The sequence below is a fragment of the Priestia megaterium NBRC 15308 = ATCC 14581 genome (assembly GCF_000832985.1).
Classification (GTDB): domain Bacteria; phylum Bacillota; class Bacilli; order Bacillales; family Bacillaceae_H; genus Priestia; species Priestia megaterium.
The window spans coordinates 1,895,862-1,921,470 of record NZ_CP009920.1 but is presented as its reverse complement, the minus strand read 5'-3'; the positions used below and the strand labels follow the sequence as shown (position 1 = coordinate 1,921,470).

The window sequence follows — 25,609 nt, the reverse complement described above, 5'->3', positions numbered from 1 at the left end:
TAAGAAAAAGGAGGTCAAGTATGTTTTCTAATATTGGAATCCCTGGTTTGGTTATTATTTTAGTCATTGCGTTAATAATTTTTGGACCGTCTAAGCTGCCGGAAGTTGGACGAGCGTTTGGACGAACATTAACTGAATTTAAAGGAGCAGCAAAAGGGCTCGTATCAGATGATGAAAGTGTTAAAGAAAAGCAGACCGCAACCGTTTCTGAACAAAAAGGGAAGGAATCCACATTGTAAGTAAGGAAATAGACGAGGAAACTCGTCTATTTCTACTTGTCAGAAAGGAGAGAAAGACAATGGGAGAAATGAGCTTGATGGAGCACCTTGAAGAATTGCGTGTTCGTATTATTAAAACACTTTGTGCATTTGTAGTTTTACTTATTGTTAGTTTTGTATTTGTGCAAGATATTTATCACTGGCTAGTAAAAGATTTGGACGGCAAGCTTGCGGTACTTGGACCAAGTGAAATCGTATGGATTTATATGGTGATTGCATTTGTTTTTGCGCTGGCTTTTACACTTCCAGTAGCTGCTTATCAAGTATTTCGGTTTGTTTCACCCGGGTTAAAAAAGGAAGAATATAAGGTTCTGATTACCTTCATTCCATTCTTTTTTCTTTTGTTTGTAAGCGGACTGGGGTTCGGTTATCTTGTTTTATTTCCAATGGTTTTAGCATTTTTAACGGGCTTATCGAATGATCAGTTTTCACTGATGTTTACGGCGGAGCATTATTTCCGTTTTATGCTTAATCTGTGTTTACCGTTTGGGTTTTTATTTGAAATGCCTTTAGTTGTTCTATTCTTAACGCGCTTAGGGGTTCTAAACCCATTAAGATTAGCTAAAGCAAGGAAGCTCTCTTATTTTGCTTTAATTGTGATATCCGTACTTATTACTCCTCCTGATTTTATTTCGGATATTTTAGTCATTGTCCCGCTTCTGCTTTTATATGAGCTCAGTGTGACAATTTCACGCGTAGTATACAAAAAACGTTTAGGAAACGAATCAATTGCTTAATCGTATACATAAGTGTGATGAGAGAATTCATGAAATTGAAACAAAGTCCTTGTAAACAGAGTGTTTTAAACATTCTGGAGTAGGTTATAATAGAGTGAAAACTCTACAGCAAGGGGGAGAAGGCTTGAAAAAAGTATTACTGACGTTAACAATCGGTCTAGCGCTTGTTTTGTCCGCGTGCGGCGGAGGAAGCTCTAAAAATGAATCTGCTGGTGAATCTTCAGCGAGTGCAGAAGACATTGTGAAGAAAAACTGTACAGGCTGTCACGGAGTAGATTTAGGAGGAGCGAATGGACCAAGCTTGCAGCATGTAGGCAGCAAGCACTCAGAAGCTGAAATTGAAAACATTATCAATAATGGTCAAGGCGGTATGCCAAAGGGACTAATTAATGAAGAAGATGCAAAGAAAGTTGCTGCTTGGCTGGCAAAGAAAAAATAAGACGGATACCCGTCTTATTTTTGTGTTAAAGCTGCTTTAATTCTTGGTTTAAGACAATGGCTTGCTTTTGAGCTTTGACATCTTTTGCTATGTCTCCAGGTGCATTGGCTTCTCCAATGATGTATCCGCTAAAGGAAGAGCCAATAAAATCGACAATGTATTGAAATTGCATAATAAGAGGAAGAGCTTTTACAGATGCACCTGTGCCCCCTACTACTAATACATACACGCGCTTATTTTTCATTTGTTCTTTAAAGTTGATTGTCGAATCTCTAAGACTTTCAGACCAACGATCCACAAAGTTCTTCATTAATCCGCTCATACCGTACCAGTAAAGAGGCGTAACAAATAAAATAGTGTCGTGCGCTGCCATCTTTTTCGCTATATCATAATAATCATCTTGTTGATTGGTAAATCCAAGTTCATCGTGACGCATATCAGTAATGGGATTAATGGTATGCCGGCGCAAGTAAACTTCTTCCGTATTGATATCTTTTAAGACTGCTTTAGCTAATTCCTCCGTATTTCCGTTTTCTCGTGAACTTCCATAAATGGTGATCATGTTATCCCTCCTCATCGTTTTTCTTATTTATCATACCTTGTTTGTAAAAAAAGTAGACATGAATCTGCTTTGTCTAACGATATTCGTAAAAAATGAACAGCAAAAAACAACAGAATTATAAATAAGGATAAATTCTCATACCTTGCTAAAAATATCCTACTTATGTCATATTTGAAATAAAAATGTAATATTTTTGGGGCTTATTTTCACGAAGAGTGATGTTATAATGAGAAAGCGCGTGAGAAGAGTCGAATTTTTGGTTTGAATTGTAGAGTTTTGTCGTATTTTGACAAGTTTTACATAGTATTAAAATAACACACTTGATTAGGTGATTACTTATGATTGAAATGCAAAATGTATATAAAACGTATCCGAACGGTGTAAAAGCAATCAATGGCATTAGCATCAAGATTAATCAAGGTGAGTTTGCTTATATCGTAGGACCAAGTGGAGCAGGAAAATCCACTTTTATTAAAATGATGTATCGTGAAGAAAAGCCTTCTTCAGGAAATATCATTGTAAACGGTGCAAATGTAGCAAAAATAAAAGATAGCAGAGTTCCTATCTTTAGACGTCATATTGGTGTAGTCTTTCAAGATTTCAAGCTGCTTCCAAAATTAACGGTCTACGAAAACATTGCTTTTGCACTAGAAGTAATTGAGCAAAGTCCCGAAGAAATTAAAAAGCGAGTGCTAGAGGTGCTAGAGCTTGTTAAGTTAAAGGGTAAAATCGATTCTTTCCCTGATGAACTATCTGGAGGAGAGCAGCAGCGTGTGTCTATTGCGCGTTCAATTGTGAATAGTCCTAAGGTTGTCATCGCCGACGAACCGACAGGGAATCTTGATCCGGAGACTTCGTGGGAAATTATGGATATCTTTGAGGAGATTAATAAACGCGGTACGACTATTTTAATGGCAACGCATAACCGTGAAATTGTAAATACAATTCGAAAGCGCGTAATTGCGATTGAAAATGGGAATGTTGTGCGCGATGAAGTAAGAGGTGAATACGGATATGAAGGCTAGGACATTCGGTCGCCACTTACGTGAAGGATCTAAAAGTTTAGGAAGAAACGGCTGGATGACATTCGCATCTGCAAGTGCTGTTACCGTGACGCTCTTGCTTGTAGGCGTATTTTTTATGTTGATGATGAATTTAAACCACATTGCTAAATTGATTGAAAATGATGTGGAAATTCGCGTTCACGTTGATGCTGCAGCGACAGCAGATGATCGAAAAGCAATGAAGGAAAAGCTAGATGCAATTAAGCAAGTTGATACGGTGACGTTTTCTTCTAAAGATAAAGAGTTAAAAGATTTGATTAATAGTATGGGTGATGAAGGACAAGCTTTTGAACCGTTTGAACAGCAAAACCCATTAAATGATGTATTTGTTGTTAAAACAAAAGAGCCGACTGATGTCGCAAAAGTAGCTAAACAAATTGAGAAATATCCGTATGCAGCAAAAGTTCAATACGGCCAAGATCAAGTTGAAAAGTTATTTAAAGTGCTGAAAGTAGCTCGTAATATCGGAGTAGTGCTGATTTTAGGGCTTCTATTTACAGCAATGTTCCTAATTTCAAATACAATTAAAATTACGATTGTAGCTCGCCGTGAAGAGATTGAAATTATGCGCTTAGTTGGAGCCACAAACTCCTTTATTCGCTGGCCGTTCTTTATTGAAGGTCTGTTTTTAGGATTGCTTGGTTCTATTGTGCCAATTGCAGTTATTATCGGTGTATACAGCGTTTTATATAATGAAGTTCAACCTAAATTTGATGGATTCTTTGAACTTTTACCTGCCTTTCCATTCGTGCTTCAAGTATCGCTACTGTTACTGTTAATCGGCGGTCTAATTGGGATGTGGGGAAGTACATTATCCATCCGTAAGTTCTTGCGAAAATAAGAATAGATTTTTAACATAATAGATTACAACAACCTCACATTTGATGTTTATCAAATGTGAGGTTGTTGTGTAATTACACATAAAAATAGAAAAAAGTGCTAATGGGGGTCTTGCTAATGCCCGTTTATACGGGGAAATATGTGCAGATGGGGAGAAACAAATGACACGTAAGACATTAGTAATGACAGCAGCAGTTTTAGTTGGACTAAGTGCGGCTTGGATAGGTAATGAAAAAATTGCTTATGCACAAAGTGCCAGCACTACTAAACTCAGTGATTTAGAGAAAAAAAGTGATGATGTGAACCAAAATATTAATCAAAATAAAGAGAAATTAAAAGAGGTTCAAGAAAAGCAAAAAAATGAAGAAGCTGAGATTGCGCGCTTGGATTCAGAAGTCGGACAAACGAATGCAGATATCCGCAGCCGTGAATCTGAAGTAGAAAAAGCAAAGCAAGACGTCGAAAAGCTGAAAAGCGAGATTGACGTTGTAAAAAAACGAATTGAAAAACAAAATGAGCTATTAAAAAAACGTGCTCGGGCTTTACAAGAAAATGGCGGGTCTGTGGATTACATAGATGTACTGCTAGGCTCTGAAAGCTTCGGAGACTTTATTAGCAGAGTGAGTGCGGTTTCGACAATTGTAGGGGCTGACCGTGATTTGTTAATGCAGCATGAAGCCGATAAAAAGGCAAAAGAAGAGAAAGAAACAAAAGTTCAAAACAAGCTAACGGAAGTAAATCAAGCGCTTGAAGAGCTTAAAAATCTTCGTGCGCAGCTGCAAAAACAAGTGGATGAAAAGAATCAGCTCATGCAAACGCTCAAAGATCAGGAAAAAGAATTTAATGAAGAAGCCGTTGGATTAGAAGAGCAAGCTTCTATTTTAGCTGATCAAAAAAATGCAGTACAAGCTCAACAGCAAGAAATTGAAAAAGCCGGGGCAACGGAGGAGGCACCCCCTGTTACAAGCGGGTCGTTTATGAGGCCAGCAAAGGGCCCGGTAACATCTCATTTTGGGTATCGAGAAACGTTTGGAAGAGGACACTATGGTATTGATATTGGAAAGCGAGGAGAAAGTGTGCCAGTTGTAGCCGCAGCAAGCGGAAAGGTAATTAGAGCATATCACTCTTCTTCTTTTGGTAATGCCGTATTTATTCGTCACAATGTAGAAGGTCAGACGTGGGTTACAGTTTATGCCCATTTAGAGAGCTACAGCGTCTCAAGCGGTCAATCTATCAATAAAGGTCAACAATTAGGTTATATAGGGAACACAGGACGTTCGTTTGGTGCTCACCTGCATTTTGAATTGCATAAAGGCGATTGGAAAGGTAAAAGTTCCGCTGTAAACCCTGAAAGTTATATTAAATTTTAAGTTCCTAGCATACGTGGTACAAGCTCAACATATAGTTTAACAAAAAGGCATCGCACTTGATTTGTGTGGTGCCTTTTGCTACAAATAACACATGCATCCTTTTTATTACATAGTTTTGGTTGTATCTATTATAATAAGAAGAGATGGCTTAAGGTTGAGGAGGATGAAAGAACTTGAATCGGAAAATCGTTGCACTATTAATGGCACTCTCCTTAGTTGTTGGAGCAGCTGGTACATATTTTGGCATTCAGTATGCAAATGCTGGAACGGTCAGTACCCCCCTTACAACTTCTTCAAATGATAGTAAAGTGGAAAAGGAAGAGCTAGACAAAATCAAGCAAGCTTATGAACTGATATCTTCAAAATATTACAAAGATGTAGATGACAAAAAATTATTAGATGGCGCAATCCAAGGGATGGTACAAACCTTAGGAGACCCTCACTCATCTTACATGGATAAGAAAACGGCACAGCAATTCACGCAGTCTCTTGATTCATCGTTTGAGGGAATTGGCGCTGAAGTAAGCATGGTAGATGGAAAAGTAACAATCGTAGCTCCGTTTAAACAATCTCCTGCGGAAAAAGCAGGATTAAAACCAAATGATCAGATTTTAAAGATCGATGGTAAAAGTATCGCGGGTCTGGAATTGAATGAAGCAGTATTAAAAATTCGCGGTAAAAAAGGCTCTACCGTGACATTAGATGTTCAACGACCGGGCGTGAAAGAAACGATGAAAGTAAAAGTTGTAAGAGATGAGATTCCAATTGAAACCGTCTATTCTTCTGTTAAAAATGTAAACAATAAAAAAATTGGCTACATGGAAATTACGTCATTCTCTGAATCAACGGGAGACGAATTTACGAAACAGTTGAAAAAACTTGAAAATAAAAATATCGATGGCTTAGTTCTAGACGTTCGGGGAAATCCTGGTGGCTATTTAACGAGCGTTGAAAAAATGCTTGATAAATTAGTAACGAATAAAAAGCCATATATCCAAATTGAAGATCGTAACGGTGAACGTCAAAAAGTGGTTTCTTCAATGAAAAAGCAAAAGGATTATCCAATTGTGGCCTTGATTGATGGAGGGAGTGCATCCGCTTCTGAAATTCTTGCCGGGGCATTAAAAGAAGCAGGAGGATACAAGCTAGTCGGTGAAAAATCCTATGGAAAAGGAACCGTTCAACAAGCTGTTCCAATGGAAGACGGCAGTAATTTAAAATTAACGTTCTATAAATGGCTAACGCCTGATGGAAACTGGATTAACGAAAAAGGTATAAAGCCAACAGTAGAAGTCAAGCAGCCGGATTATTATTATGCAAATCCAATTCAAGTTGATAAAAAGCCATTAACACGTGATATGACAGGTGACCAAGTGAAGAATGCTCAAGTGATGCTAAAAGGCCTTGGCTTTGAACCTGGACGTACAGACGGATACTTTAGTAAAGAGACAGAAACAGCTGTAACTGCATTCCAAAAAACCAATAAGCAAAAAGCTACAGGTGAAATCGATGAAGATACAGCAGCGCTTTTACAAACAAAACTTCTAGAAAAAATTAAATCAAAAGATGAAGATCGTCAGCTTCAAACGGCTTTAAAGCTAGCTAGTCAATAAGAAGTAGAAAAAGTTCCGTGCTTTTCCAAAGCACGGAACTTTTTTAGTAAAAACAACATTGTCGGTTAGTGATGCATTTTGATAAAATAAAGAAGCCTATGATACATAACAATCAATCGTAAATGTTGTAATAAAAATGTGAAAAATACAGGTGGTGAAAAAATGGATTTTGCATTAGAGCTTTTAAAAGGTATCGGACGTTTGTTTTTACATCCGTTAACTTATTTATTTCTGCTCGTCTCGTTTTTTGTAGGTCTTTCTCGCGTCAAGAGAGAGCGTCAGAATTTTCATGTTCGCGTGTTTGATTTTATTTTAGAAGCAAAATATTTATTTTTTCCAGGTATCATTATTGGGTTGATTTTATCCGTTGTTACCGTGTTGCTAGGTGTCTATGTATCTATAGGAATGATTGTACTTGTAGCTGTTTTAACTTTTATCATAAGCGGCCCTTGGACGTTTAAATGGCTTTCTCCTTCTTACACCGTAGGACTGGCTGTGCTTGCAACCTTGGTTATTCCGGCATCTGGTTTCGGTGAAGGATTTATTCAAACGTGGTCTGTGCAAGCTCATAACGCAGATTTACCTTCTCTGACTATTTTAATGTCTCTGCTTGTATTAGCAGAAGGATATTTAATTTGGAAATTTGGAGCAAAAGGTACGTCTCCAGCCATTGTGAAAAGTAAAAGAGGGCAGGAAATTGGAGCTCATTACTCTCAAAAATTATGGGTTGTCCCGCTTTTTGTCTTAATTCCAGGCAGCGCCATTACGTCTGTGTTTCCATGGTGGCCTGTGTTATCTATTGACGGAACGTCATTTAGCCTGTTTTTTGTTCCTTTTGCTATCGGTTTTTATCAGCGAATTCAAAGTATGGTGCCGTTTAAATCTATTGAATTTACCGGTAAGCGTGTATTAGCATTAGGCGTGGGATTAACGGTCATTACGATTGCTGCCATTTTTTATCCTCTTGCCGCTGTAGCTGTTGTTATTCTAGCGATCATAGGAAGAGAGTGGATTCGTTTGCAGCAGCGTCTGAGCGATGAAAAAGCGCCCGCACTATTTACTAAGCGTACACAAGGTTTGGTTGTGTTAGGAATCATCCCTCATTCTCCGGCAGAGAAAATGGGTTTGAAAGTAGGAGAAGTGATTATTAAGGTAAATGGAATCGCTGTATCTGAAGTCCATAAATTTTATGAAGCATTACAAGTTAATAACCGTGCTTTTTGTAAGCTAGAAGTTATTGACGAAAATGGAGAAGTTCGCTTTACTCAGCGAGCATTGTATGACAACGAACATCATGAACTAGGTATTTTGTTTGTACACAATTATACAAAACGTGATTCACAAGCTGGTTAAAAGACGGATAAAAAGGAGAAATGTTTGTGGAAGTCAAAACGATTGCCGCAGTTTTTCTACCCGCCATATTGCTTGTTCTGTTTGCTAGAGTAACATATAACTTATATGTTGCCACAGGGCTGACGCTTTTGTTGATAGCTGTTTCTGTATATAAAGGGTACGCAGATTATCCGCTTATTATTTTAATAGATTTACTTTCAGCAGCCATCGGTTTTATATATGCAAAAAGCATGCTAGCAGCTGGAAAATAAAGATTGTTGGTTTGATGATAAGTTAATCGCTTATTATTAAACTGTACACAAAAGCTCTCTGCACAACGTGGAGAGCTTTTGTGTGTAAAAAAGTGAGTTAGAACTTATAACAATATTGTTTCGGTTCATTTAATGAGCGAGTATAATCAAATTAATTAGACAAATATGTTTATTTGTAAAATATTTTAAACACTTATGTATAAATTTATTTAAATAAGTGTACAGAAATGTGAGGAGGGTATAGAAAAATAAAATTATTAATCTGAAAATTTAGTTTATTTTTTTAATTTTAAAAAATAAAAGGAGGTTTAGGATTGATGGAAGTATTAATGAGAACGATGTTTCAGTCGCTTGGCAAAAATCATTCAATGAACAAATTAGCTAAAAAGTATGGATTGAGGATGGGGGCAGCTCGTTTTGTTGCTGGAGACTCAACCGAATCAGCAATTCAAACATCTAAGGAGCTTAACAATAATGGAAAAGTTGTTACACTTGATCATTTAGGAGAATTTGTTTTTACAGAAGAGGAAGCCAGGTTGTCTACTGCCATGTGCATTCAGACACTAGAAGCCATTGCAGAATCGGGCGTTCAATCAAATTTATCATTAAAGATGACTTCTTTAGGATTGGATATTAGCAAAGAGCTTTGTATGGAAAATATGCGCAGAATTCTACACACGGCCAGAATGAATAATATTTTTGTTCGAATTGATATGGAAGACTACTTGCACTGCCAAATCTCCCTTGATATGTATAAAGAATTACGCAAAGAATTTGATAATGTTGGAATTGTGATTCAAGCGTATCTTTATCGTACAGAACAAGATATGAATGACTTACATCAATATCAAGCTAATTTACGTCTAGTAAAAGGAGCTTATAAAGAATCACCAGAAGTATCATTTCCAGAAAAGAAAGACGTAGATGAAAACTATAAAAAAATCATTAAAATGCATTTATTAAATGGTCACTATACAGCTGTAGCAAGTCATGATGAAGAAATGATTCAGTACACAAAACGATTAGTAAGAGAAAATGGTATTTCAAATGACCAATTTGAGTTCCAAATGCTTTATGGAATTTGCGTAGAGCTGCAGGACCGTCTAGTAAAAGAAGGATATAAAGTCAGGGTTTATGTTCCTTACGGCATTGATTGGTTTGGGTATTTCATGAGACGCCTAGCCGAACGTCCCGCCAACGTATGGTTCGTGCTGAAAAACTTCGCGAAATAAATTTCTAATTAAAGGGGACTGGTTGAAATGACAGTAAGTACAAAAATCTCAGTTTTTAAAAATGAACCGTTTACTGATTTTTCGTTAGAAGAGAATAAACAAGCGATGCAAGCGGCGTTAATGAAAGTGAAAAAAGAATTGGGACAAACATATCCTCTCACGATTGGAAAGGATAAAATCTCAACAGAAGAAGTGATTGTCTCTACGAACCCGGGAAAAGTAGATGAAGTGATTGGGAGAGTAAGCCGTGGCACTAAAGCTTATGCTGAGCAGGCAATGCAAGAAGCATCAGCAGCATTTCAATCATGGAAGCACGTCCCGCCTGCTGAACGTGCTGATTATTTATTCAAAGCAGCAGAGCTGATGAGAAAAAGAAAGTATGAATTTTCTGCCATGCTCGTTTATGAAGTGGGGAAAAACTGGGCAGAAGCTGATGCGGATACCGCGGAAGCTATTGACTTTATGGAATTTTATGCGCGAGAAATGATTCGTTTAAGTGAAACGAATGAGCATCGGCCTTTAACGCCGGTAGAAGGTGAAACAACAGAGATGACGTATATTCCTTTAGGAGTAGGAGTAGTCATTTCACCTTTTAATTTTCCGCTTGCCATTATGGCTGGAACGACTGTAGCTGGAATTGTATCTGGAAATGCGGTTATTTTAAAGCCAGCTGATTCTGCACCGGTTATTGCTGCGAAATTTGTTCAATTAATGGAGGAAGTCGGTCTTCCGTCTGGTGTTCTAAATTTTATCCCTGGAGATGGCATAGAAGTTGGAGAATATTTAGTCGAACATCCTCAAACTCGTTTTATTTCTTTTACGGGATCAAGAGAAGTAGGATGTCGCATTTATGAACGTGCTTCAAAAGTACAGTCTGGACAAATTTGGCTGAAACGCGTCATTGCTGAAATGGGAGGAAAAGATGGCGTTGTAGTAGATGAAACGGCAGACTTAGACGCGGCAGCGCAAGCGATCGTAGCATCTGCGTTTGGATTTCAAGGCCAAAAGTGTTCCGCTGGCTCTCGAGCGATTATTGTAGAATCTGTTTATGAAGAGGTTGCCCAAAAGGTAGCCGCATTAACAAAAGAATTAACCGTCGGACTGCCTGAAGACAACCCTTCTATGGGACCTGTTATTGATCAAAAAGCGTATGAAAAAGTATTGGCCTACATTGAAATTGGCAAAGAAGAAGGGAAGCTTATTGCCGGGGGAGCTAAAGCTCCCGGAAATGGCTATTATGTAGAACCTACAGTATTCAAAGATGTGGATTCAAAAGCACGAATTATGCAAGAAGAGATTTTTGGACCGGTCCTTGCGTTGACAAAAGCAGCTAACTGGGAAGAAGCCATTGAGATTTACAATGAAACTGATTACGGTTTGACGGGAGCCTTTTTCTCTGAAACCGAAGAGAGAATTCAAAGGGCGTTAGCTACCATGCACTGCGGTAACTTATATATTAACAAAAAATGTACAGGAGCATTAGTTGGTGTTCATCCTTTTGGCGGTTTTAATATGTCCGGAACGGACTCGAAAGCCGGAGGGTATGATTATCTTCTATTATTTACACAAGGGAAGATGACAGCGAGAAAACAGAAATAAGTTCAGTCTATAGGAAATCAAAAAATTCGACACGAAGCATCTTTGGCTTCGTGTCGAATTTTTTGATTAGTTTAATCCATATTCTTTGATTTTGTTGTAAAGGGTGCCGCGTGAAATGCCAAGCAGATCCGCTGCTGCACTTTTGTTTCCATAGGTTTTTTGAAGAGTCTCTTCTATTAGCCTAGCTTCTTGGAGAGAATCTTCTTCTTTTTGAACTTCTGTGAAAGAACTTGCATCCTTCAGGTTGTCAGGAAGGTGCGTAAGGGTAATCAACGACTGATCACTTAGAAAAGTCATTCGTTCAATCGTATTTCTCAGCTCGCGAATATTGCCTGGCCAATCGTATTGCATAAAGGCTTCGAGAACTTCAGAGCTGATGAAAGGAGCCTTCTTTTTATACTTTTTACTAAATTCCTGTACAAATTGCTGAGTTAATGCTTCAATGTCTTCTTTATGGTCTCGAAGCGGCGGAATGATAATATTAATGACGGTCAGCAAATAGTAAAGGTTTTCATGGAATTCACCGGCTTTTAGCAACTCTTCCAAAGGCGTCGTGGTAGAGGCTACAATTCGGGTTTGAACTTGAATTTCTTCCGTGCCTCCAACGTGATAAAAGGATCGTTCTTCCAAGTAACGGAGAAACTTAACTTGAATTTCAAGAGGCATTTTATCAATTTCTTCAATAAATAGCGTCCCGTTATGAGCCTGCTCGAGTTTTCCTGCAATGGTTGTTGGATCTTCTGAAAAGACATCTTTTTGATGACCAAAGAGCTCAATTTCCAAGAGTCCCGATGGAATAGTCGCGCAGTTTAAAGATAAAAAAGGTTCTTTATGTTTGGATCCGCCGTAGTGAATGGCCTGAGCCAGCATTTCTTTCCCAGAACCAGGTTCTCCTGTTAATAAAATAGGCATATCTGTAGATGCCACTTTTTTGGCAATGTCAACGGCTTGCTTAATTTCAGGACTGATACCCGCGAAAGAAGAAAATGGATTATCTTTTGGAATGAGAAGAGACACATCAATTTCTTCATTTAATCGTACAATATTGGTAATGTCATGTTCGGTTGCGACTCCACCTATGACTCGGTTATTTCTTATAATAGGAGATGCATTGATGAGCACGTGAGTTTGTTCATTAGGACGATGATACGTTCCGCGCACAGGACGCCCTTCATTTAGAATCGTATGTAGAATGATGGATTCATCTTTGAAATGCTCTCCGATTTTTCTCCCCATAATATCATCTCTCTGAATCTTATACGTATGTTCCGCAGCAGTATTCCACAAGATTACATTTCCTTCATTATCGACCGCTGTCACTGCATCATTAATGGTTTCTGCCAATGTATCAAAATAGGAAGCTAATATCTCATTTTGGCTCTGCAAATGTGTAATCCACTGTGAAGGTGTTACAAGTCCTATTGTGGTTTCTTGGTTTTCTGCTTGAATGAGGACTGGTCTGTTCCAGTTTGTGTTGGCTTGTAAATTGGCTAACGTAGAAGTAGAAGATGAAGGCCAATTTGTATCCGCTATTACTTTTTTTATGGACGATGCCTCGTCATGACCTGTTAAAAGGTATCGTTCATCTTTTTGTATTACATAAAAGGTACTTGCTGTGACTACAACGAAGTCGTAGTTGGAAAGTTCAGATGTCACTTTAGCTAAAGAAGTTGATTCTTCAACTGTTATAAAGGAGTTATTTATAAGAACTTGATCAACGCTTGCCATACTAAACCCCTCTCAGTACATATTTTTTATACTGTATCATAATTTAGAAATTGGCGCAAAAGCCTATTTTTTTCAAACAATCATGCAGCTTACTTTCTTTTATTGCTTTCATCCAAAGAGTTGTATTTCCTTCGAAAAGGGTAGTATAAGAATTTAGTGGGTAATAAAGTAACAGGGTAAAAAATAAAAACAAACAAACACTATATAAGATTAATACTGATTAGTTTCATTTATGAGTATAAAGTGATAAAATACGAATATCAGTTCGTGTTTTCGGTTTTTACATATCGTAATAAAAAATAGATAAAACAAGAAAATGGAAACGGAGGCCTTCATTTGAAAGATCAGTTTGAATTAGTATCCCCATATCAACCGCAAGGTGATCAGCCAAAGGCAATTGAAAAGATTGTGAAAGGAATTAAAGAAGGTAAGCAGCATCAAGTTTTATTAGGTGCTACAGGAACGGGAAAAACCTTCACCATGTCTAATGTTATTAAGGAAATAAATAAGCCGACATTAATTATGGCTCATAACAAAACGCTTGCTGGTCAATTGTACAGTGAGTTTAAAGAGTTTTTTCCTAATAATGCAGTCGAATACTTTGTCAGTTACTATGATTACTATCAGCCTGAAGCCTATGTACCTCAAACAGATACATTTATTGAAAAAGATGCAAGCATTAATGATGAAATTGATAAACTTCGTCACTCGGCAACTTCTTCTCTTTTTGAACGAAAAGATGTCATTATTATTGCCAGCGTATCCTGTATTTATGGCTTAGGGTCTCCGGAAGAATACAAAGAAATGGTCGTATCTCTTCGAGTAGGAATGGAGAAAGAGCGTAATCAGCTGCTTCGTACGCTAGTAGATGTACAGTACGAAAGAAATGATATTGACTTTAAACGCGGAACGTTTCGCGTTCGCGGTGATGTTGTGGAGATTTTCCCTGTATCTCGAGATGAACACTGTATTCGCGTCGAGTTTTTCGGCGATGAAATTGACCGCATTCGAGAAGTTGACGCTCTAACAGGAGAAATCATTGGTGATCGTGAACATGTAGCTATCTTCCCGGCATCTCACTTTGTCACGAGAGAAGAAAAAATGCGTGTTGCCATTCAAAATATTGAAAAAGAACTAGAAGAACAGCTAGAGAAGCTAAAAGAAGCAGGCAAGCTTTTAGAAGCGCAGCGCTTGGAGCAGCGCACGCGCTACGACCTAGAAATGATGAGAGAAATGGGCTTTTGTTCGGGAATCGAGAACTACTCTCGTCATTTAACGCTTCGTCCCGCTGGTTCTACACCTTATACACTGCTGGACTTCTTCCCTGAAGATTTCCTTCTTGTTGTGGATGAATCACACGTTACGATTCCTCAAGTTAGAGGAATGTACAATGGAGACCAAGCACGTAAACAAGTGTTAGTAGACCATGGTTTCCGCTTGCCGTCCGCATTAGATAACCGCCCGCTTAAATTTGATGAATTTGAACAGCATATTAACCAAATTGTTCATGTTTCTGCAACACCAGGTCCTTACGAACTTGAGAAGGCACCTGATGTGATTGAACAAATTATCCGTCCAACGGGATTATTGGATCCAAATATTGAAGTTCGACCAATTGAAGGACAGATTGATGATTTAATTGGAGAAATTCATGATCGGATTAAGCGAAATGAACGAGTGCTCGTTACGACGTTAACAAAGAAAATGTCTGAGGATTTAACGAACTACTTAAAAGAAATTGGCATTAAAGTTCAATATCTTCACTCTGAGGTGAAGACGCTCGAGCGTATTGAAATTATCCGAGAGCTGCGGCTTGGAAAATATGATGTGCTTGTAGGAATTAACTTACTTCGTGAAGGTTTAGATATTCCGGAGGTTTCGTTAGTAACCATATTAGATGCCGACAAAGAAGGATTCTTACGTTCAGAACGATCGCTTATTCAAACCATCGGACGTGCTGCACGAAATGCTAATGGACATGTCATTATGTATGCAGATCGCATCACAAACTCCATGGACATTGCTATCAATGAGACCAAGCGTCGTAGAAGTATTCAAGAAGCTTACAATGAAGAGCATGGTATTACACCGACAACGATTCAAAAAGAAGTTCGAGGCTCAATTCGTGCAACAGTAGTAGCAGAAGATACAGAAACGTATGAAGAAGCACCGGCATTTGATAAGCTCAACAAAAAAGAAAAAGCAAAGCTCGTAGAAGAAATGGAACAAGAAATGAAAGAAGCAGCCAAAGCGCTTAACTTTGAACGCGCAGCTGAGCTTCGTGACTTGATTCTAGAATTAAAAGCGGAAGGGTGATAAAACATGGCGATGGAAAAAATCGTGGTAAAAGGTGCACGAGCCCACAATTTGCAAAATATCGATATTGAAATCCCACGAGACAAATTAGTGGTATTAACAGGGTTATCAGGTTCTGGTAAATCTTCTTTGGCATTCGATACAATCTATGCAGAAGGACAAAGACGTTATGTCGAGTCGCTTTCGGCATATGCAAGACAGTTTTTAGGTCAAATGGATAAGCCGGATGTAGATTCAATCGAAGGATTGTCGCCTGCTATTTCAATCGACCAAAAAACAACGAGCAGAAACCCTCGTTCAACCGTCGGAACTGTGACGGAAATCTATGACTATTTGCGCCTTTTGTTTGCTCGTGTAGGAAAGCCGATTTGTCCTAATCATGGAATCGAAATTACATCTCAAACGATTGAGCAAATGGTAGATAGAATTTTAGAGTACCCTGAACGCACAAAGCTTCAAGTACTGGCACCTGTGGTATCTGGCCGAAAAGGCACCCACGTAAAAGTGTTAGAAGATATTAAAAAGGAAGGGTACGTTCGCATTCGAGTAGACGGAGAAATGCGTGAAATAACAGAAGAAATTGAACTGGAAAAAAACAAAAAGCACTCCATTGAAGTAGTGATTGATCGCGTTGTTGTAAAAGAAGGTGTAGCCGCTCGTTTGTCGGACTCTTTGGAATCAGCTCTTCGCCTTGGAGAAGGGAAAGTAATTATTGATGTGATAGGTGAAGAAGAACTGCTTTTTAGTGAGCATCATGCTTGCCCAAAATGTGGTTTCTCCATTGGAGAGCTTGAGCCCCGCATGTTTTCATTTAATAGTCCGTACGGGGCGTGTCCAACTTGTGACGGGTTAGGCACGAAATTAGAAGTGGATAAAGATTTAGTTATTCCTAACTATGACTTAACGCTTCGTCAGCACGCAATTGCACCTTGGGAGCCAACAAGTTCTCAATACTATCCGCAGCTGCTTGAAGCCGTATGTACACATTACGGCATCGATATGGACGTGCCGGTGCGAGATATCCCGGAACATTTATTTGATAAAGTATTATATGGCAGCGGTAAAGAAAAAATTTACTTTCGCTATGAAAATGATTTTGGCCAAGTAAGAGAAAATCATATCGAATTTGAAGGCGTGCTTCGGAATGTAGAGCGCCGTTATCATGAAACAAGTTCAGATTATATCCGTGAGCAAATGGAAAAGTACATGGCTCAGCAAGCTTGTCCAAAATGTAAAGGAAATCGCTTGAAACGGGAAAGCTTAGCGGTGCTCATTGACGAAAAGCATATAGGAGATACAACCCGCTTCTCAGTAAAAGAAGCATATGATTTTTTTGAAAGTCTCAGCCTATCTGAAAAAGACATGAAGATTGCGGATATGATACTGCGTGAAATTCGTGAGCGTCTAAGCTTTCTTATTAACGTGGGACTTGATTACTTAACATTAAACCGCTCTGCTGGAACTCTCTCAGGAGGAGAAGCACAGCGGATCCGTTTAGCTACTCAAATTGGTTCTCGCTTGACGGGGGTTCTTTATATTTTAGATGAACCTTCTATCGGTCTTCATCAGCGTGACAATGATCGCTTAATTCGCACGATGCAAGATATGCGCGATATTGGAAATACGTTGATTGTTGTAGAACATGACGAAGATACGATGATGGCAGCTGATTATTTAATTGATATCGGACCAGGAGCCGGAGTACACGGGGGTGCTGTTGTTTCTCAAGGTACGCCTCAGGAAGTGATGGAGGATGAAAACTCTTTAACGGGTCAATATCTATCAGGAGAGAAGTTTATTCCTCTTCCAGCGGAAAGACGGTCAATAGATAAAGATCGAATGATTGAAATTATAGGAGCAAAAGAAAACAATTTAAAAAATGTAAAAGCAAAGCTTCCGTTAGGTATGTTCACGGCTGTTACAGGTGTATCCGGATCAGGTAAGAGTACGTTGGTAAATGATATCCTTCATAAATCATTGGCGCAAAAGCTGCATAAAGCAAAAAGCAAAGCAGGAGAACATAAAGAAATCAAAGGCATTGAACACTTAGATAAAGTCATTGATATTGATCAGTCTCCCATAGGCCGTACGCCTCGTTCGAACCCTGCAACGTATACAGGTGTATTCGATGACATTCGAGATGTATTTGCCCAAACAAACGAAGCAAAAGTGCGCGGATATAAAAAAGGCCGTTTTAGCTTTAACGTGAAAGGCGGCCGCTGTGAAGCTTGTCGAGGAGACGGTATTATCAAAATTGAAATGCATTTCTTGCCAGATGTATACGTCCCTTGTGAAGTCTGCCACGGCAAACGATATAACCGTGAAACTTTAGAAGTGAAATACAAAGATCAAAACATTTCAGATGTGTTGGATATGACCGTTGAAGACGCGCTTCACTTCTTTGAAAACATTCCAAAGATTAAGCGGAAGCTGCAGACAATTTACGATGTAGGACTTGGCTATATCACGCTTGGACAGCCGGCTACTACTTTATCCGGTGGAGAGGCACAGCGTGTAAAGTTAGCCTCAGAGCTTCACCGCCGCTCAACAGGAAGAACGCTGTACATTTTAGACGAACCGACTACCGGTCTTCATGTCGATGATATTGCACGATTATTAAAAGTGCTCCAGCGTTTAGTTGAAAATGGAGATACAGTTCTAGTGATCGAACATAATTTAGACGTCATTAAAGCTGCTGATTACCTGCTTGATTTAGGGCCTGAAGGTGGAGATAAAGGCGGACAAATTGTGGCTATGGGTACGCCAGAAGAAGTGGCAAAAGTAAAAGAATCCTATACGGGTCATTATTTGAAGCCAATTTTAGAACGTGACCGTAAGCGTATGGAGAAGAAAGTTGAAAAAGCAGAGGCATTAACTCGTTAAAAGACACCAGCATTGGTGTCTTTTTTATAAAGAATGAAACTTTTTAACTCATTAAACCGTAATACATGATATAAGGAGCTGATTATTATGGAAGGAAATCGCATACTATCTTCCTTAAATTATTTTAGCGTTTTCTTTGCACCATTTTTATTACCTATTATTATTTATTTTGTTGTTCATAACATAGAAGTAAAGAAACATGCAAAAACTGCATTTTTGTCACATTTATTACCTATCGCTACAGCGATCTTGTTCTTATTTTTCTTGCTTCCTGCTCTTACTGGCTCTAGTGGAACGGTATTTATTCTTTTAATTGTAGCTTTAGTTGTTGTTTCTTTAGTTAATGTTGTTGTGTTTGTATGGAATATTGTAAAAGGGATACAAATATTAAGCAGATAAAAGTTAAATGACTAAAACGCAAAGAGGAGATGGAAGGTATGAGTGAAAAGCGCAAACAAATTTTACAGATGGTAGAAGAAGGGAAACTTAGCGTAGATGAGGCTTTAACTTTGCTAAATTCACTGGAAAAAGACTCAGCTAATGATTCTTCCTATGCTACGCCTGATAAAGCTGAGCTATCCCCTTATGTAGGAGGAAAACAGAAAAAAACGTACGCTTCTAAGTCATCTCAAAGCTCTTTAAAGGAAAAATTATTTACATTTGTAGATCAAACGGTAAAAAAAGTAAAAGAAGGAGATTTAGATTTTAACTTTGGTCCTTCGATTGACGTTCAGCACATCTTTCAACAATCAGAAGCATATATTCAAGAGATTGACGTAGATTTAGCAAATGGAAGTGTTCAACTCCGACCTTGGGGAAGTACAGAAGTACGAATAGAGTGTGAAGCTGCTATCTACAGAGTAGAAAATTCGGATGAAGCGCGCCGCACTTTCTTGCAGCATACGGCATTTTCGATCGAAAATGGCAAATTGCGCTTTGCAATTCAGCAAAAGCAAATGAAAGTGAAAGCGATTATTTATATTCCAGAAATGGAATATGAACGCGTCAAGCTCCGTATGTTTAATGGTTCAATCGATGGGGAAAGACTAAGCGTACGAGACCTGAAAGCCAAAACAGCTAATGGTACCATCCGCTTTTACGATGTGAACAGCCATTCTCTTGAAATGGAGACATCAAACGGGCATATGGAACTTTCTCGGATACTCGCTTCGAAATGTGAGCTTGAAACAATCAATGGAACGGTTAAATTTGATGGAGATACAAAAAAGATTGATGTTCAGACATTTAACGGAGATATCGATACGTATTTAAAAGGAGAGCGCATTGAAAAAGCATTTTTCAAAACGACTACAGGAAGCATTACGCTCTATACGCCGCCTCATCTCTCCGTTGATGGAGATTTGAAATCTAACTTTGGGAATTTTACGTGTACACTTCCTGAGATGGAAATAGTAGATGAGAAAAAAGAAACGGTGATGAAACAACTTCGTTTCAAAGCAAATGTCGCTTCGCCGAAAGGCTATAAATTGTTAGCTGAATCCAAAACGGGCTCAATTGTTATAAAATAGAAAACACTTGTTTTAGTAAAAAAACAAAGGAGATGATTAACGTGCGAAAGTTGTATCGTTCGCGAACAAATCGCAAGCTTGCGGGTGTTATCGGCGGTATTTCTCAGTATATCGGAATAGATGCTTCACTACTCCGCGTATTGTTTATCATCAGTTTATTTTTTACAGTAGGTACTCCGGTCATTTTATATATGATTTTTGTGTTTTTAGTTCCAAATGAAGAAGGAGATTTCTAAAGATGTTATTGCGTGGAATCATTAGTATTTTAATCAATGCCCTCGTATTAATCGTAATTGCAGGTTATATCGACACTTTCCACTTGGAATCAGTCAGTGCAGCTATTATCGCGAGCTTGATTCTATCTATTTTGAACGTGTTTGTTAAGCCGGTTTTAATTTTACTTACCCTGCCGGTGACATTTCTTACGCTTGGGCTGTTTTTATTCGTCATTAATGCCATTACGCTGATGATTACACAAAGTGTTATGGGAGATTCTTTTAATATTGACGGGTTTGGTACAGCACTTTTAGCCTCAGTAATTATGTCGCTTTTAAATGCGCTTATTCAACGAGTGATTGTTGAACCGCTTCAAAATAGAAGATAACTTTCTTGCAATATTTAATTTTCTAAAAAAGATGGTAAGGCGATGCAGCCTATGCCATCTTTTTTTTCTTTTCTTTCCGTATTAATGATAAAATAAAATGGCTAGAACCAAACGCGACATAAAAGCGAGAGTTGGATATACTGTAGACATGAACAGGTATATGACTGTTCATAAAAGGAGGATGCACGGTGGTTAAAGTACGTACAAAAGACATCATTGAGAAATTTAAATTAGAGCTTATTAGCGGAGAAGAAGGAATCGACCGTCCTATTTCAACAAGTGATATTTCACGTCCAGGTATTGAAATGGCAGGTTATTTTACATATTACCCAGCAGAACGTATCCAGCTGTTAGGTAAAACAGAACTATCATTTTTTAAACAATTAGATGATGAACAAAAAAAAGTTCGAATGGAAAAGATGTGTACAGATATCACGCCGGCTATCATTGTTTCGCGCGAAATGGAGGTACCGAAAGAACTTATCGAAGCTTCAGAGCGTGAATCAGTTCCTGTGTTGCGTTCAAGCTTTAAAACAACGCGACTTTCCAGCCATTTAACGAATTTTCTTGAAAGCCGGCTAGCACCTACTACTGCCATGCACGGCGTATTAGTTGATATATACGGAATTGGTGTATTAATCATGGGAAAAAGCGGCGTTGGTAAAAGTGAAACAGCTCTAGAGCTTGTTAAGAGGGGACATCGTCTAGTAGCCGATGACTGTGTGGAAATCCGTCAAGAAGATCAAGACACGCTTGTAGGAAATGCGCCTGGTTTAATCGAGCATTTGCTTGAAATTCGAGGACTAGGGATCATCAATGTGATGACGCTATTCGGCGCAGGAGCTGTACGAAGCTATAAGCGAATTTCACTTGTTATTCAGTTAGAGACATGGGATCAGCAGAAACATTATGATCGCCTTGGTTTAGAAGAAGATAAAATGAAAATTATTGATACAGACGTTACAAAAATTACATTGCCAGTACGTCCGGGACGAAACTTAGCTGTTATCATTGAAGTGGCAGCAATGAACTTCCGCTTAAAGCGTATGGGTATTAACGCAGCAGAACAATTTTCTGCACGTCTAACAGATGTAATTGAAGAAGGAGACCGTGAAGATTTATAAGAAAGGGTGTTAACTTGTGGAAGCAACTATTCAGCCGTTAGATCGCGTTTTCCTTGAAATTGGCCCTCTAACGGTCTACTGGTACGGCGTAATTATCGGTGCAGGTGTTCTATTAGGTCTTTATATTGCGACAAGAGAAAGTGTAAGAAGAGGCTTATCAAAAGATACATTTGTTGATCTTATCTTATTTGCTGTGCCAATAGCTATTATTTGTGCACGAATTTATTATGTATCCTTTGAATGGGGATACTATTCAAAGCATTTAAATGAAATACCTCAGATTTGGCAAGGTGGGATTGCCATTCATGGTGGCTTAATCGGAGGCGTATTAACTGCCATTGTGTATTCGAAAGTAAAAAAGATTTCATTTTGGAAGTTGGCTGATATTGCTGCGCCTAGTTTAATCCTTGGCCAAGCCATTGGGCGCTGGGGAAACTTTATGAATCAAGAGGCACATGGGGGGCCGGTTACCCGTGCTTTTTTAGAAGGGTTGCACCTTCCAAATTTTATTATTAACCAAATGTATATTAATGGTACATACTATCATCCTACGTTTTTATACGAATCATTATGGGATTTTGCCGGATTTATCCTGTTGATGGTACTTCGCCGCACCAGTCTGCGAAAAGGAGAAATTTTCTTATCTTATTTAATCTGGTACTCAGTTGGACGCTTCTTTGTAGAAGGGCTTCGCACGGATAGTTTAATGTTGACGCATACACTCAGAATCGCTCAAGTTGTTTCACTTGCACTGATTGTAATAGCCATTATTTTAATTATTGTCCGCCGCGTGACGGGAATGAGTAAACAGAAATACTTAGAGAATGAAGAAGCACAATCTAAGGCGTAAATGAAGAAAAGCTACAAGGTTTACACAAACTTGATTTGACGCAAGGGAAGGAAATGAATAATGACGATTAATACGGTTTTGTTTGATTTAGACGGTACGTTAATTGATACAAATGAATTAATTATTGCCTCGTTTACTCATACGCTTAATCACTATTATCCTGAACAATATACTCGTGAAGATATTTTACAGTTTATGGGACCTCCTTTATACGACACGTTTGTAGAAATGGATAAAACGAAAGTAAACGAAATGATTGAGATGTATCGCACGCATAATCTAGCCAATCACGATTTGCTTGTTAAAGAATTTGAAGGCGTACTTGAAACAGTTAAATGGCTGCACGAGCAGAATTATAAATTAGGTATTGTCACAACAAAGCAAAGAAATACGGTCATGATGGGGCTTAAGTTAACGAAGTTAGAGCAGTTCTTTGATACGATTGTCGCAATTGAAGACGTAACAAATGCAAAGCCGCATCCTGAGCCGGTAGAAAAAGCACTGAAGCTGCTGGATGCTAAACCTGAAGAAGCACTGATGGTGGGAGATAACCATCATGACATCGTTTCTGGCCAAAGAGCTTATACGAAAACAGCTGGAGTTGCTTGGAGTGCAAAAGGAAGAGATCATATCGCTTCTTATAATCCTGATATTATTTTAGAGAATATGACGGATTTAATTGATATATTAAAAGGAGAACGTCAGTGAGAAAAACGACGCGCTATCCGGTTAAAGGAGCTAATTCCCTTTGGCATGTCTATAAGACCGTGCCTTTTTGGAAAGTAGTGCGCAACTTCCTAATCATTCAATGCGCTCGCTATACACCTTTTCTTTCGATGAAAAGCTGGCTGTACAAAGTGTGCTTAGGGATGAAAGTAGGACCTCAAACATCCTTTGCCCTTATGGTGATGCTCGATATTATGTTTCCTGAAAAAATACAAGTAGGACGCAATACGGTTATCGGATACAATACAACTATTCTCGCTCATGAATATCTGATAACGGAATATCGTCTTGGAGATGTCATCATTGGGGATGAAGTGATGATTGGAGCAAATAGCACCATCCTTCCAGGCGTAACAATCGGCAACAAAGCGGTTGTAGCGGCTGGAACGGTGGTTCATAAAGATGTAGCACCCGGTTTCTTTGTTGGAGGTAACCCTATGCGTGTCATCTATACAAAAGAAGAAATGGAAAAGCGCAGGGAAGCAGAACCTAAAGCCACAACTTAGCAAGAACTAAGCTGTGGTTTTTTTTGTAAATTTGAACAGCTGGCGGTTGACGGCTGACTTTATCGGGTGTAAACTATCAATAACTTTAATTTGTTATTTCGCTAATACATTAGTGTGATAAAGTAAAATCAACCTATCAATGGTTCCTTAATAGATAAAATCAAGCTTAAAGGACGTGTCGGAATGTCAAAGTTATTTATGTTTGAAAAACCCCTTGGAATGAGAGATACCCTGCCAGCTCTTTTTGAAAGAAAAAACAAGTTCGCAATCAGCTGGCAGATGAAATCGGCAGCTGGGGCTATCAATATATGGCAACGCCTACTGTGGAATACTACGAGACGGTAGGAAGCGCATCAGCTATTTTAGATCAACAATTGTTTAAACTTTTAGATAAAGAAGGGCATACGCTTGTGCTGCGACCGGATGTAACAACACCATTTGCACGTGTGGCCGCTTCAAAACTTTTAAATAATTCTCCTTTGCGCTTAGCTTATGAAGCAAATGTATTCCGAGCTCAGCAGCGTGAGGGTGGCCGCCCGGCGGAGTTTGAACAAATAGGCGTTGAGCTAATTGGAGACGCTACGATGAGCAGCGATGCTGAAGTGATTGCTCTCATGATCGGCGCATTAAAAAGAGCGGGACTTAAATCATTTAAAGTGGCAATTGGCCACATCGGGTTTGTTAATTCGCTTTTTTTAGAAATTGTCGGAAATGAAGAACGTGCTAACGTGCTTCGCCGCTTTTTATATGAGAAAAATTATGTGGGCTATCGTAATCATGTAAAAGATTTGAATCTATCTTCTATTGATAAACAGCGTCTTCTTCAGCTGCTTAACCTGCGCGGAGATGAAAAGAAGATTGAAGAAGCGGTTGAACTAGTTGAAAACGAAGCTGGTAAAAAAGCAGCCGGTGATTTGAAAAAGCTATGGAATATGCTTGATGCATACGGTGTAACGGATGAAATTAAAATTGATTTTAACTTAGTCAGTCATATGAGCTATTACACAGGTATTTTATTTGAAGTCTTTGCTGAAAACGTTGGTTTCCATATCGGTAATGGAGGACGTTATGACCAGCTTCTTGAAAAATTTGCGTCTAAAACACCAGCTACAGGATTTGGAATTCAGCTTGACCGCTTAATTGAAGCGCTGGGCGAAGAAGTATATGAGCCTTCAGCAGTATACGGCATATTATATAGCCAGGAGCGTTTGGATGAGGCGTTAGCTTTAGCTACTGAGCAGCGCAAGCAAGGATACCGGGTAGTGACTCAGGAAATTGCAGGCGTTGATGATGTTGATGTATTTACTGCACAGTTTGAAGAAGTCACGTTTCTAATTGGAAAACGAGGCAAGGGGGGACAATAATGAGTGAACTATTAACAATTGCAATGCCAAAAGGACGTATTTTTGAAGAAGCAGCTGAACTTTTGCGTCAAGCAGACTTTCAATTGCCGCCAGAATTTGACGATTCGCGCAAGCTGATTGTAGATATTCCTGAAGAGAACATGCGCTTTATTTTAGCAAAACCAATGGACGTTACTACTTATGTAGAATACGGAGTAGCGGATCTTGGTATTGCAGGTAAAGACGTAATGTTAGAAGAAGAACGAGATGTTTATGAGCTGTTGGATTTAAATATTAGTAAATGTCATTTGGCCGTTGCCGGTTTGCCTAATGCTAAAAAATCAGAAATTGCTCAAAAAGTGGCAACCAAATATCCAAATGTAGCATCTACTTATTTCAGGGAGCAAGGAGAGCAAGTAGAAATTATAAAATTGAATGGTTCAATTGAATTAGCGCCTTTAATCGGCCTGGCTGATCGGATCGTTGATATTGTATCAACGGGACAAACACTAAAAGAGAACGGACTTGTTGAATTGGAGCATATTGAAGATATTACATCGCGTTTGATTGTGAACCCTGTGAGCTATCGTTTAAAAGACGAACGAATTGATGATTTAGTGAATCGTTTAGCCCAAGTGGTTCAACCTGTATAAAAGAGGTGA

The 25,609-nt window shown here is 38.7% G+C and carries 24 protein-coding genes and 1 pseudogene; 23 read left to right on the top strand and 2 right to left on the bottom strand.

Translation table 11 applies throughout. The features are described 5' to 3' along the window. Positions 1 to 20 precede the first annotated feature (20 nt). The 3 genes from BG04_RS10510 to cccB all read left to right on the top strand — a co-directional run bounded on the left by BG04_RS10510 (position 21) and on the right by cccB (position 1,454). A complete protein-coding gene (locus BG04_RS10510) occupies positions 21 to 239 on the top strand; it encodes a twin-arginine translocase TatA/TatE family subunit (RefSeq protein WP_034648359.1) in 219 nt (72 codons plus the stop codon). Positions 240 to 298: 59 nt separating this feature from the next. Continuing rightward, complete coding sequence (gene tatC, locus BG04_RS10505; RefSeq protein WP_034648361.1) at positions 299 to 1,015, top strand: twin-arginine translocase subunit TatC; 717 nt, start codon at positions 299 to 301, stop codon at positions 1,013 to 1,015. 124 nt (positions 1,016 to 1,139) lie between these two features. Then, positions 1,140 to 1,454, top strand: coding sequence for a cytochrome c551 (gene cccB / locus BG04_RS10500; RefSeq protein ID WP_013059743.1), 315 nt, complete (start codon positions 1,140 to 1,142; stop codon positions 1,452 to 1,454). A 25-nt stretch (positions 1,455 to 1,479) separates the two neighbouring features. Here the strand turns inward: cccB and BG04_RS10495 are convergent, their stop codons facing one another. Then, positions 1,480 to 2,016 carry a flavodoxin family protein gene (locus BG04_RS10495; RefSeq protein ID WP_013085415.1) on the bottom strand — a complete coding sequence of 179 codons (537 nt, stop codon included), beginning with the start codon at positions 2,014 to 2,016 and terminating at the stop codon, positions 1,480 to 1,482. 338 nt (positions 2,017 to 2,354) lie between these two features. Here BG04_RS10495 and ftsE point away from each other — a divergent pair, with 338 nt between their 5' ends. The 8 genes from ftsE to pruA all read left to right on the top strand — a co-directional run bounded on the left by ftsE (position 2,355) and on the right by pruA (position 11,338). Next, the gene (gene ftsE, locus BG04_RS10490) at positions 2,355 to 3,041 is read left to right on the top strand and encodes a cell division ATP-binding protein FtsE (RefSeq protein ID WP_034648368.1); all 687 of its coding nucleotides are present in this window, start codon (positions 2,355 to 2,357) and stop codon (positions 3,039 to 3,041) included. Next, on the top strand, positions 3,031 to 3,921 hold the full coding sequence (gene ftsX, locus BG04_RS10485; RefSeq protein ID WP_034648369.1) for a permease-like cell division protein FtsX: 891 nt from the start codon (positions 3,031 to 3,033) through the stop codon (positions 3,919 to 3,921). The genes ftsE and ftsX overlap by 11 nt, the downstream gene beginning before the upstream one ends. Positions 3,922 to 4,081: 160 nt before the next feature. Continuing rightward, on the top strand, positions 4,082 to 5,290 hold the full coding sequence (locus BG04_RS10480; protein ID WP_034648370.1) for a murein hydrolase activator EnvC family protein: 1,209 nt from the start codon (positions 4,082 to 4,084) through the stop codon (positions 5,288 to 5,290). 173 nt (positions 5,291 to 5,463) lie between these two features. Then, the gene (locus BG04_RS10475; protein WP_034648371.1) at positions 5,464 to 6,903 is read left to right on the top strand and encodes a S41 family peptidase; all 1,440 of its coding nucleotides are present in this window, start codon (positions 5,464 to 5,466) and stop codon (positions 6,901 to 6,903) included. A 162-nt stretch (positions 6,904 to 7,065) separates the two neighbouring features. After that, positions 7,066 to 8,256 carry a PDZ domain-containing protein gene (locus BG04_RS10470; protein ID WP_034648376.1) on the top strand — a complete coding sequence of 397 codons (1,191 nt, stop codon included), beginning with the start codon at positions 7,066 to 7,068 and terminating at the stop codon, positions 8,254 to 8,256. Positions 8,257 to 8,282: 26 nt separating this feature from the next. Beyond that, a complete protein-coding gene (locus BG04_RS10465) occupies positions 8,283 to 8,507 on the top strand; it encodes a DUF2198 family protein (protein ID WP_034648377.1) in 225 nt (74 codons plus the stop codon). Positions 8,508 to 8,824: 317 nt separating this feature from the next. Then, positions 8,825 to 9,739, top strand: coding sequence for a proline dehydrogenase family protein (locus BG04_RS10460; RefSeq protein WP_034648379.1), 915 nt, complete (start codon positions 8,825 to 8,827; stop codon positions 9,737 to 9,739). 27 nt (positions 9,740 to 9,766) lie between these two features. After that, positions 9,767 to 11,338: an L-glutamate gamma-semialdehyde dehydrogenase gene (gene pruA, locus BG04_RS10455; protein ID WP_034648381.1), complete on the top strand. Its 1,572-nt coding sequence runs from the start codon at positions 9,767 to 9,769 to the stop codon at positions 11,336 to 11,338. A 66-nt stretch (positions 11,339 to 11,404) separates the two neighbouring features. On the opposite strand, the gene BG04_RS10450 is transcribed toward pruA, so the two are convergent. Next, the gene (locus BG04_RS10450; RefSeq protein WP_034648388.1) at positions 11,405 to 13,066 is read right to left on the bottom strand and encodes a sigma-54 interaction domain-containing protein; all 1,662 of its coding nucleotides are present in this window, start codon (positions 13,064 to 13,066) and stop codon (positions 11,405 to 11,407) included. Positions 13,067 to 13,402: 336 nt separating this feature from the next. On the opposite strand from BG04_RS10450, the gene uvrB reads away from it, so the two are divergent. The 12 genes and pseudogenes from uvrB to hisG all read left to right on the top strand — a co-directional run bounded on the left by uvrB (position 13,403) and on the right by hisG (position 25,600). Next, positions 13,403 to 15,382: an excinuclease ABC subunit UvrB gene (gene uvrB, locus BG04_RS10445; protein ID WP_013059732.1), complete on the top strand. Its 1,980-nt coding sequence runs from the start codon at positions 13,403 to 13,405 to the stop codon at positions 15,380 to 15,382. A 6-nt stretch (positions 15,383 to 15,388) separates the two neighbouring features. Next, positions 15,389 to 18,265 (top strand): excinuclease ABC subunit UvrA, encoded by a 2,877-nt coding sequence (uvrA, locus tag BG04_RS10440; RefSeq protein ID WP_013085407.1) that lies wholly within the window; start codon positions 15,389 to 15,391, stop codon positions 18,263 to 18,265. 87 nt (positions 18,266 to 18,352) lie between these two features. Then, positions 18,353 to 18,664 carry a hypothetical protein gene (locus tag BG04_RS10435; RefSeq protein ID WP_013059730.1) on the top strand — a complete coding sequence of 104 codons (312 nt, stop codon included), beginning with the start codon at positions 18,353 to 18,355 and terminating at the stop codon, positions 18,662 to 18,664. A 38-nt stretch (positions 18,665 to 18,702) separates the two neighbouring features. After that, positions 18,703 to 19,794 (top strand): DUF4097 family beta strand repeat-containing protein, encoded by a 1,092-nt coding sequence (locus tag BG04_RS10430; protein ID WP_034648394.1) that lies wholly within the window; start codon positions 18,703 to 18,705, stop codon positions 19,792 to 19,794. 41 nt (positions 19,795 to 19,835) lie between these two features. After that, entirely contained in the window at positions 19,836 to 20,030 is a 195-nt protein-coding gene (locus tag BG04_RS10425) for a PspC domain-containing protein (RefSeq protein WP_013059728.1), read from the top strand. Positions 20,031 to 20,032: 2 nt separating this feature from the next. Further along, positions 20,033 to 20,398, top strand: coding sequence for a phage holin family protein (locus BG04_RS10420; protein ID WP_013085405.1), 366 nt, complete (start codon positions 20,033 to 20,035; stop codon positions 20,396 to 20,398). A gap of 188 nt (positions 20,399 to 20,586) precedes the next feature. Continuing rightward, entirely contained in the window at positions 20,587 to 21,522 is a 936-nt protein-coding gene (gene hprK, locus BG04_RS10415; protein WP_016765874.1) for an HPr(Ser) kinase/phosphatase, read from the top strand. 16 nt (positions 21,523 to 21,538) lie between these two features. Further along, a complete protein-coding gene (gene lgt, locus BG04_RS10410) occupies positions 21,539 to 22,372 on the top strand; it encodes a prolipoprotein diacylglyceryl transferase (RefSeq protein WP_013085403.1) in 834 nt (277 codons plus the stop codon). 60 nt (positions 22,373 to 22,432) lie between these two features. Next, a complete protein-coding gene (ppaX, locus tag BG04_RS10405) occupies positions 22,433 to 23,080 on the top strand; it encodes a pyrophosphatase PpaX (protein WP_034648399.1) in 648 nt (215 codons plus the stop codon). Beyond that, a complete protein-coding gene (locus BG04_RS10400; protein WP_034648402.1) occupies positions 23,077 to 23,604 on the top strand; it encodes an acyltransferase in 528 nt (175 codons plus the stop codon). Before ppaX ends, BG04_RS10400 begins: the two co-directional genes overlap by 4 nt. Positions 23,605 to 23,787: 183 nt before the next feature. Beyond that, positions 23,788 to 24,968, top strand: a pseudogene (locus BG04_RS10395) (ATP phosphoribosyltransferase regulatory subunit). After that, positions 24,968 to 25,600 (top strand): ATP phosphoribosyltransferase, encoded by a 633-nt coding sequence (hisG, locus tag BG04_RS10390; protein ID WP_013059721.1) that lies wholly within the window; start codon positions 24,968 to 24,970, stop codon positions 25,598 to 25,600. Before BG04_RS10395 ends, hisG begins: the two are co-directional and overlap by 1 nt. Positions 25,601 to 25,609: the final 9 nt, after the last annotated feature.

Excerpts from the sequence above, each read along its gene's own strand:
- BG04_RS10510 (WP_034648359.1), top strand. The coding sequence starts at position 21 with ATGTTTTCTAATATTGGAATCCCTGGTTTGGTTATTATTTTAGTCATT.
- tatC (WP_034648361.1), top strand. The coding sequence starts at position 299 with ATGGGAGAAATGAGCTTGATGGAGCACCTTGAAGAATTGCGTGTTCGT.
- BG04_RS10495 (WP_013085415.1), bottom strand. The coding sequence starts at position 2,016 with ATGATCACCATTTATGGAAGTTCACGAGAAAACGGAAATACGGAGGAA.
- ftsE (WP_034648368.1), top strand. The coding sequence starts at position 2,355 with ATGATTGAAATGCAAAATGTATATAAAACGTATCCGAACGGTGTAAAA.
- ftsX (WP_034648369.1), top strand. The coding sequence starts at position 3,031 with ATGAAGGCTAGGACATTCGGTCGCCACTTACGTGAAGGATCTAAAAGT.
- BG04_RS10480 (WP_034648370.1), top strand. The coding sequence starts at position 4,082 with ATGACACGTAAGACATTAGTAATGACAGCAGCAGTTTTAGTTGGACTA.
- BG04_RS10470 (WP_034648376.1), top strand. The coding sequence starts at position 7,066 with ATGGATTTTGCATTAGAGCTTTTAAAAGGTATCGGACGTTTGTTTTTA.
- BG04_RS10460 (WP_034648379.1), top strand. The coding sequence starts at position 8,825 with ATGGAAGTATTAATGAGAACGATGTTTCAGTCGCTTGGCAAAAATCAT.
- pruA (WP_034648381.1), top strand. The coding sequence starts at position 9,767 with ATGACAGTAAGTACAAAAATCTCAGTTTTTAAAAATGAACCGTTTACT.
- BG04_RS10450 (WP_034648388.1), bottom strand. The coding sequence starts at position 13,066 with ATGGCAAGCGTTGATCAAGTTCTTATAAATAACTCCTTTATAACAGTT.
- uvrA (WP_013085407.1), top strand. The coding sequence starts at position 15,389 with ATGGCGATGGAAAAAATCGTGGTAAAAGGTGCACGAGCCCACAATTTG.
- BG04_RS10435 (WP_013059730.1), top strand. The coding sequence starts at position 18,353 with ATGGAAGGAAATCGCATACTATCTTCCTTAAATTATTTTAGCGTTTTC.
- BG04_RS10430 (WP_034648394.1), top strand. The coding sequence starts at position 18,703 with ATGAGTGAAAAGCGCAAACAAATTTTACAGATGGTAGAAGAAGGGAAA.
- BG04_RS10420 (WP_013085405.1), top strand. The coding sequence starts at position 20,033 with ATGTTATTGCGTGGAATCATTAGTATTTTAATCAATGCCCTCGTATTA.
- ppaX (WP_034648399.1), top strand. The coding sequence starts at position 22,433 with ATGACGATTAATACGGTTTTGTTTGATTTAGACGGTACGTTAATTGAT.
- hisG (WP_013059721.1), top strand. The coding sequence starts at position 24,968 with ATGAGTGAACTATTAACAATTGCAATGCCAAAAGGACGTATTTTTGAA.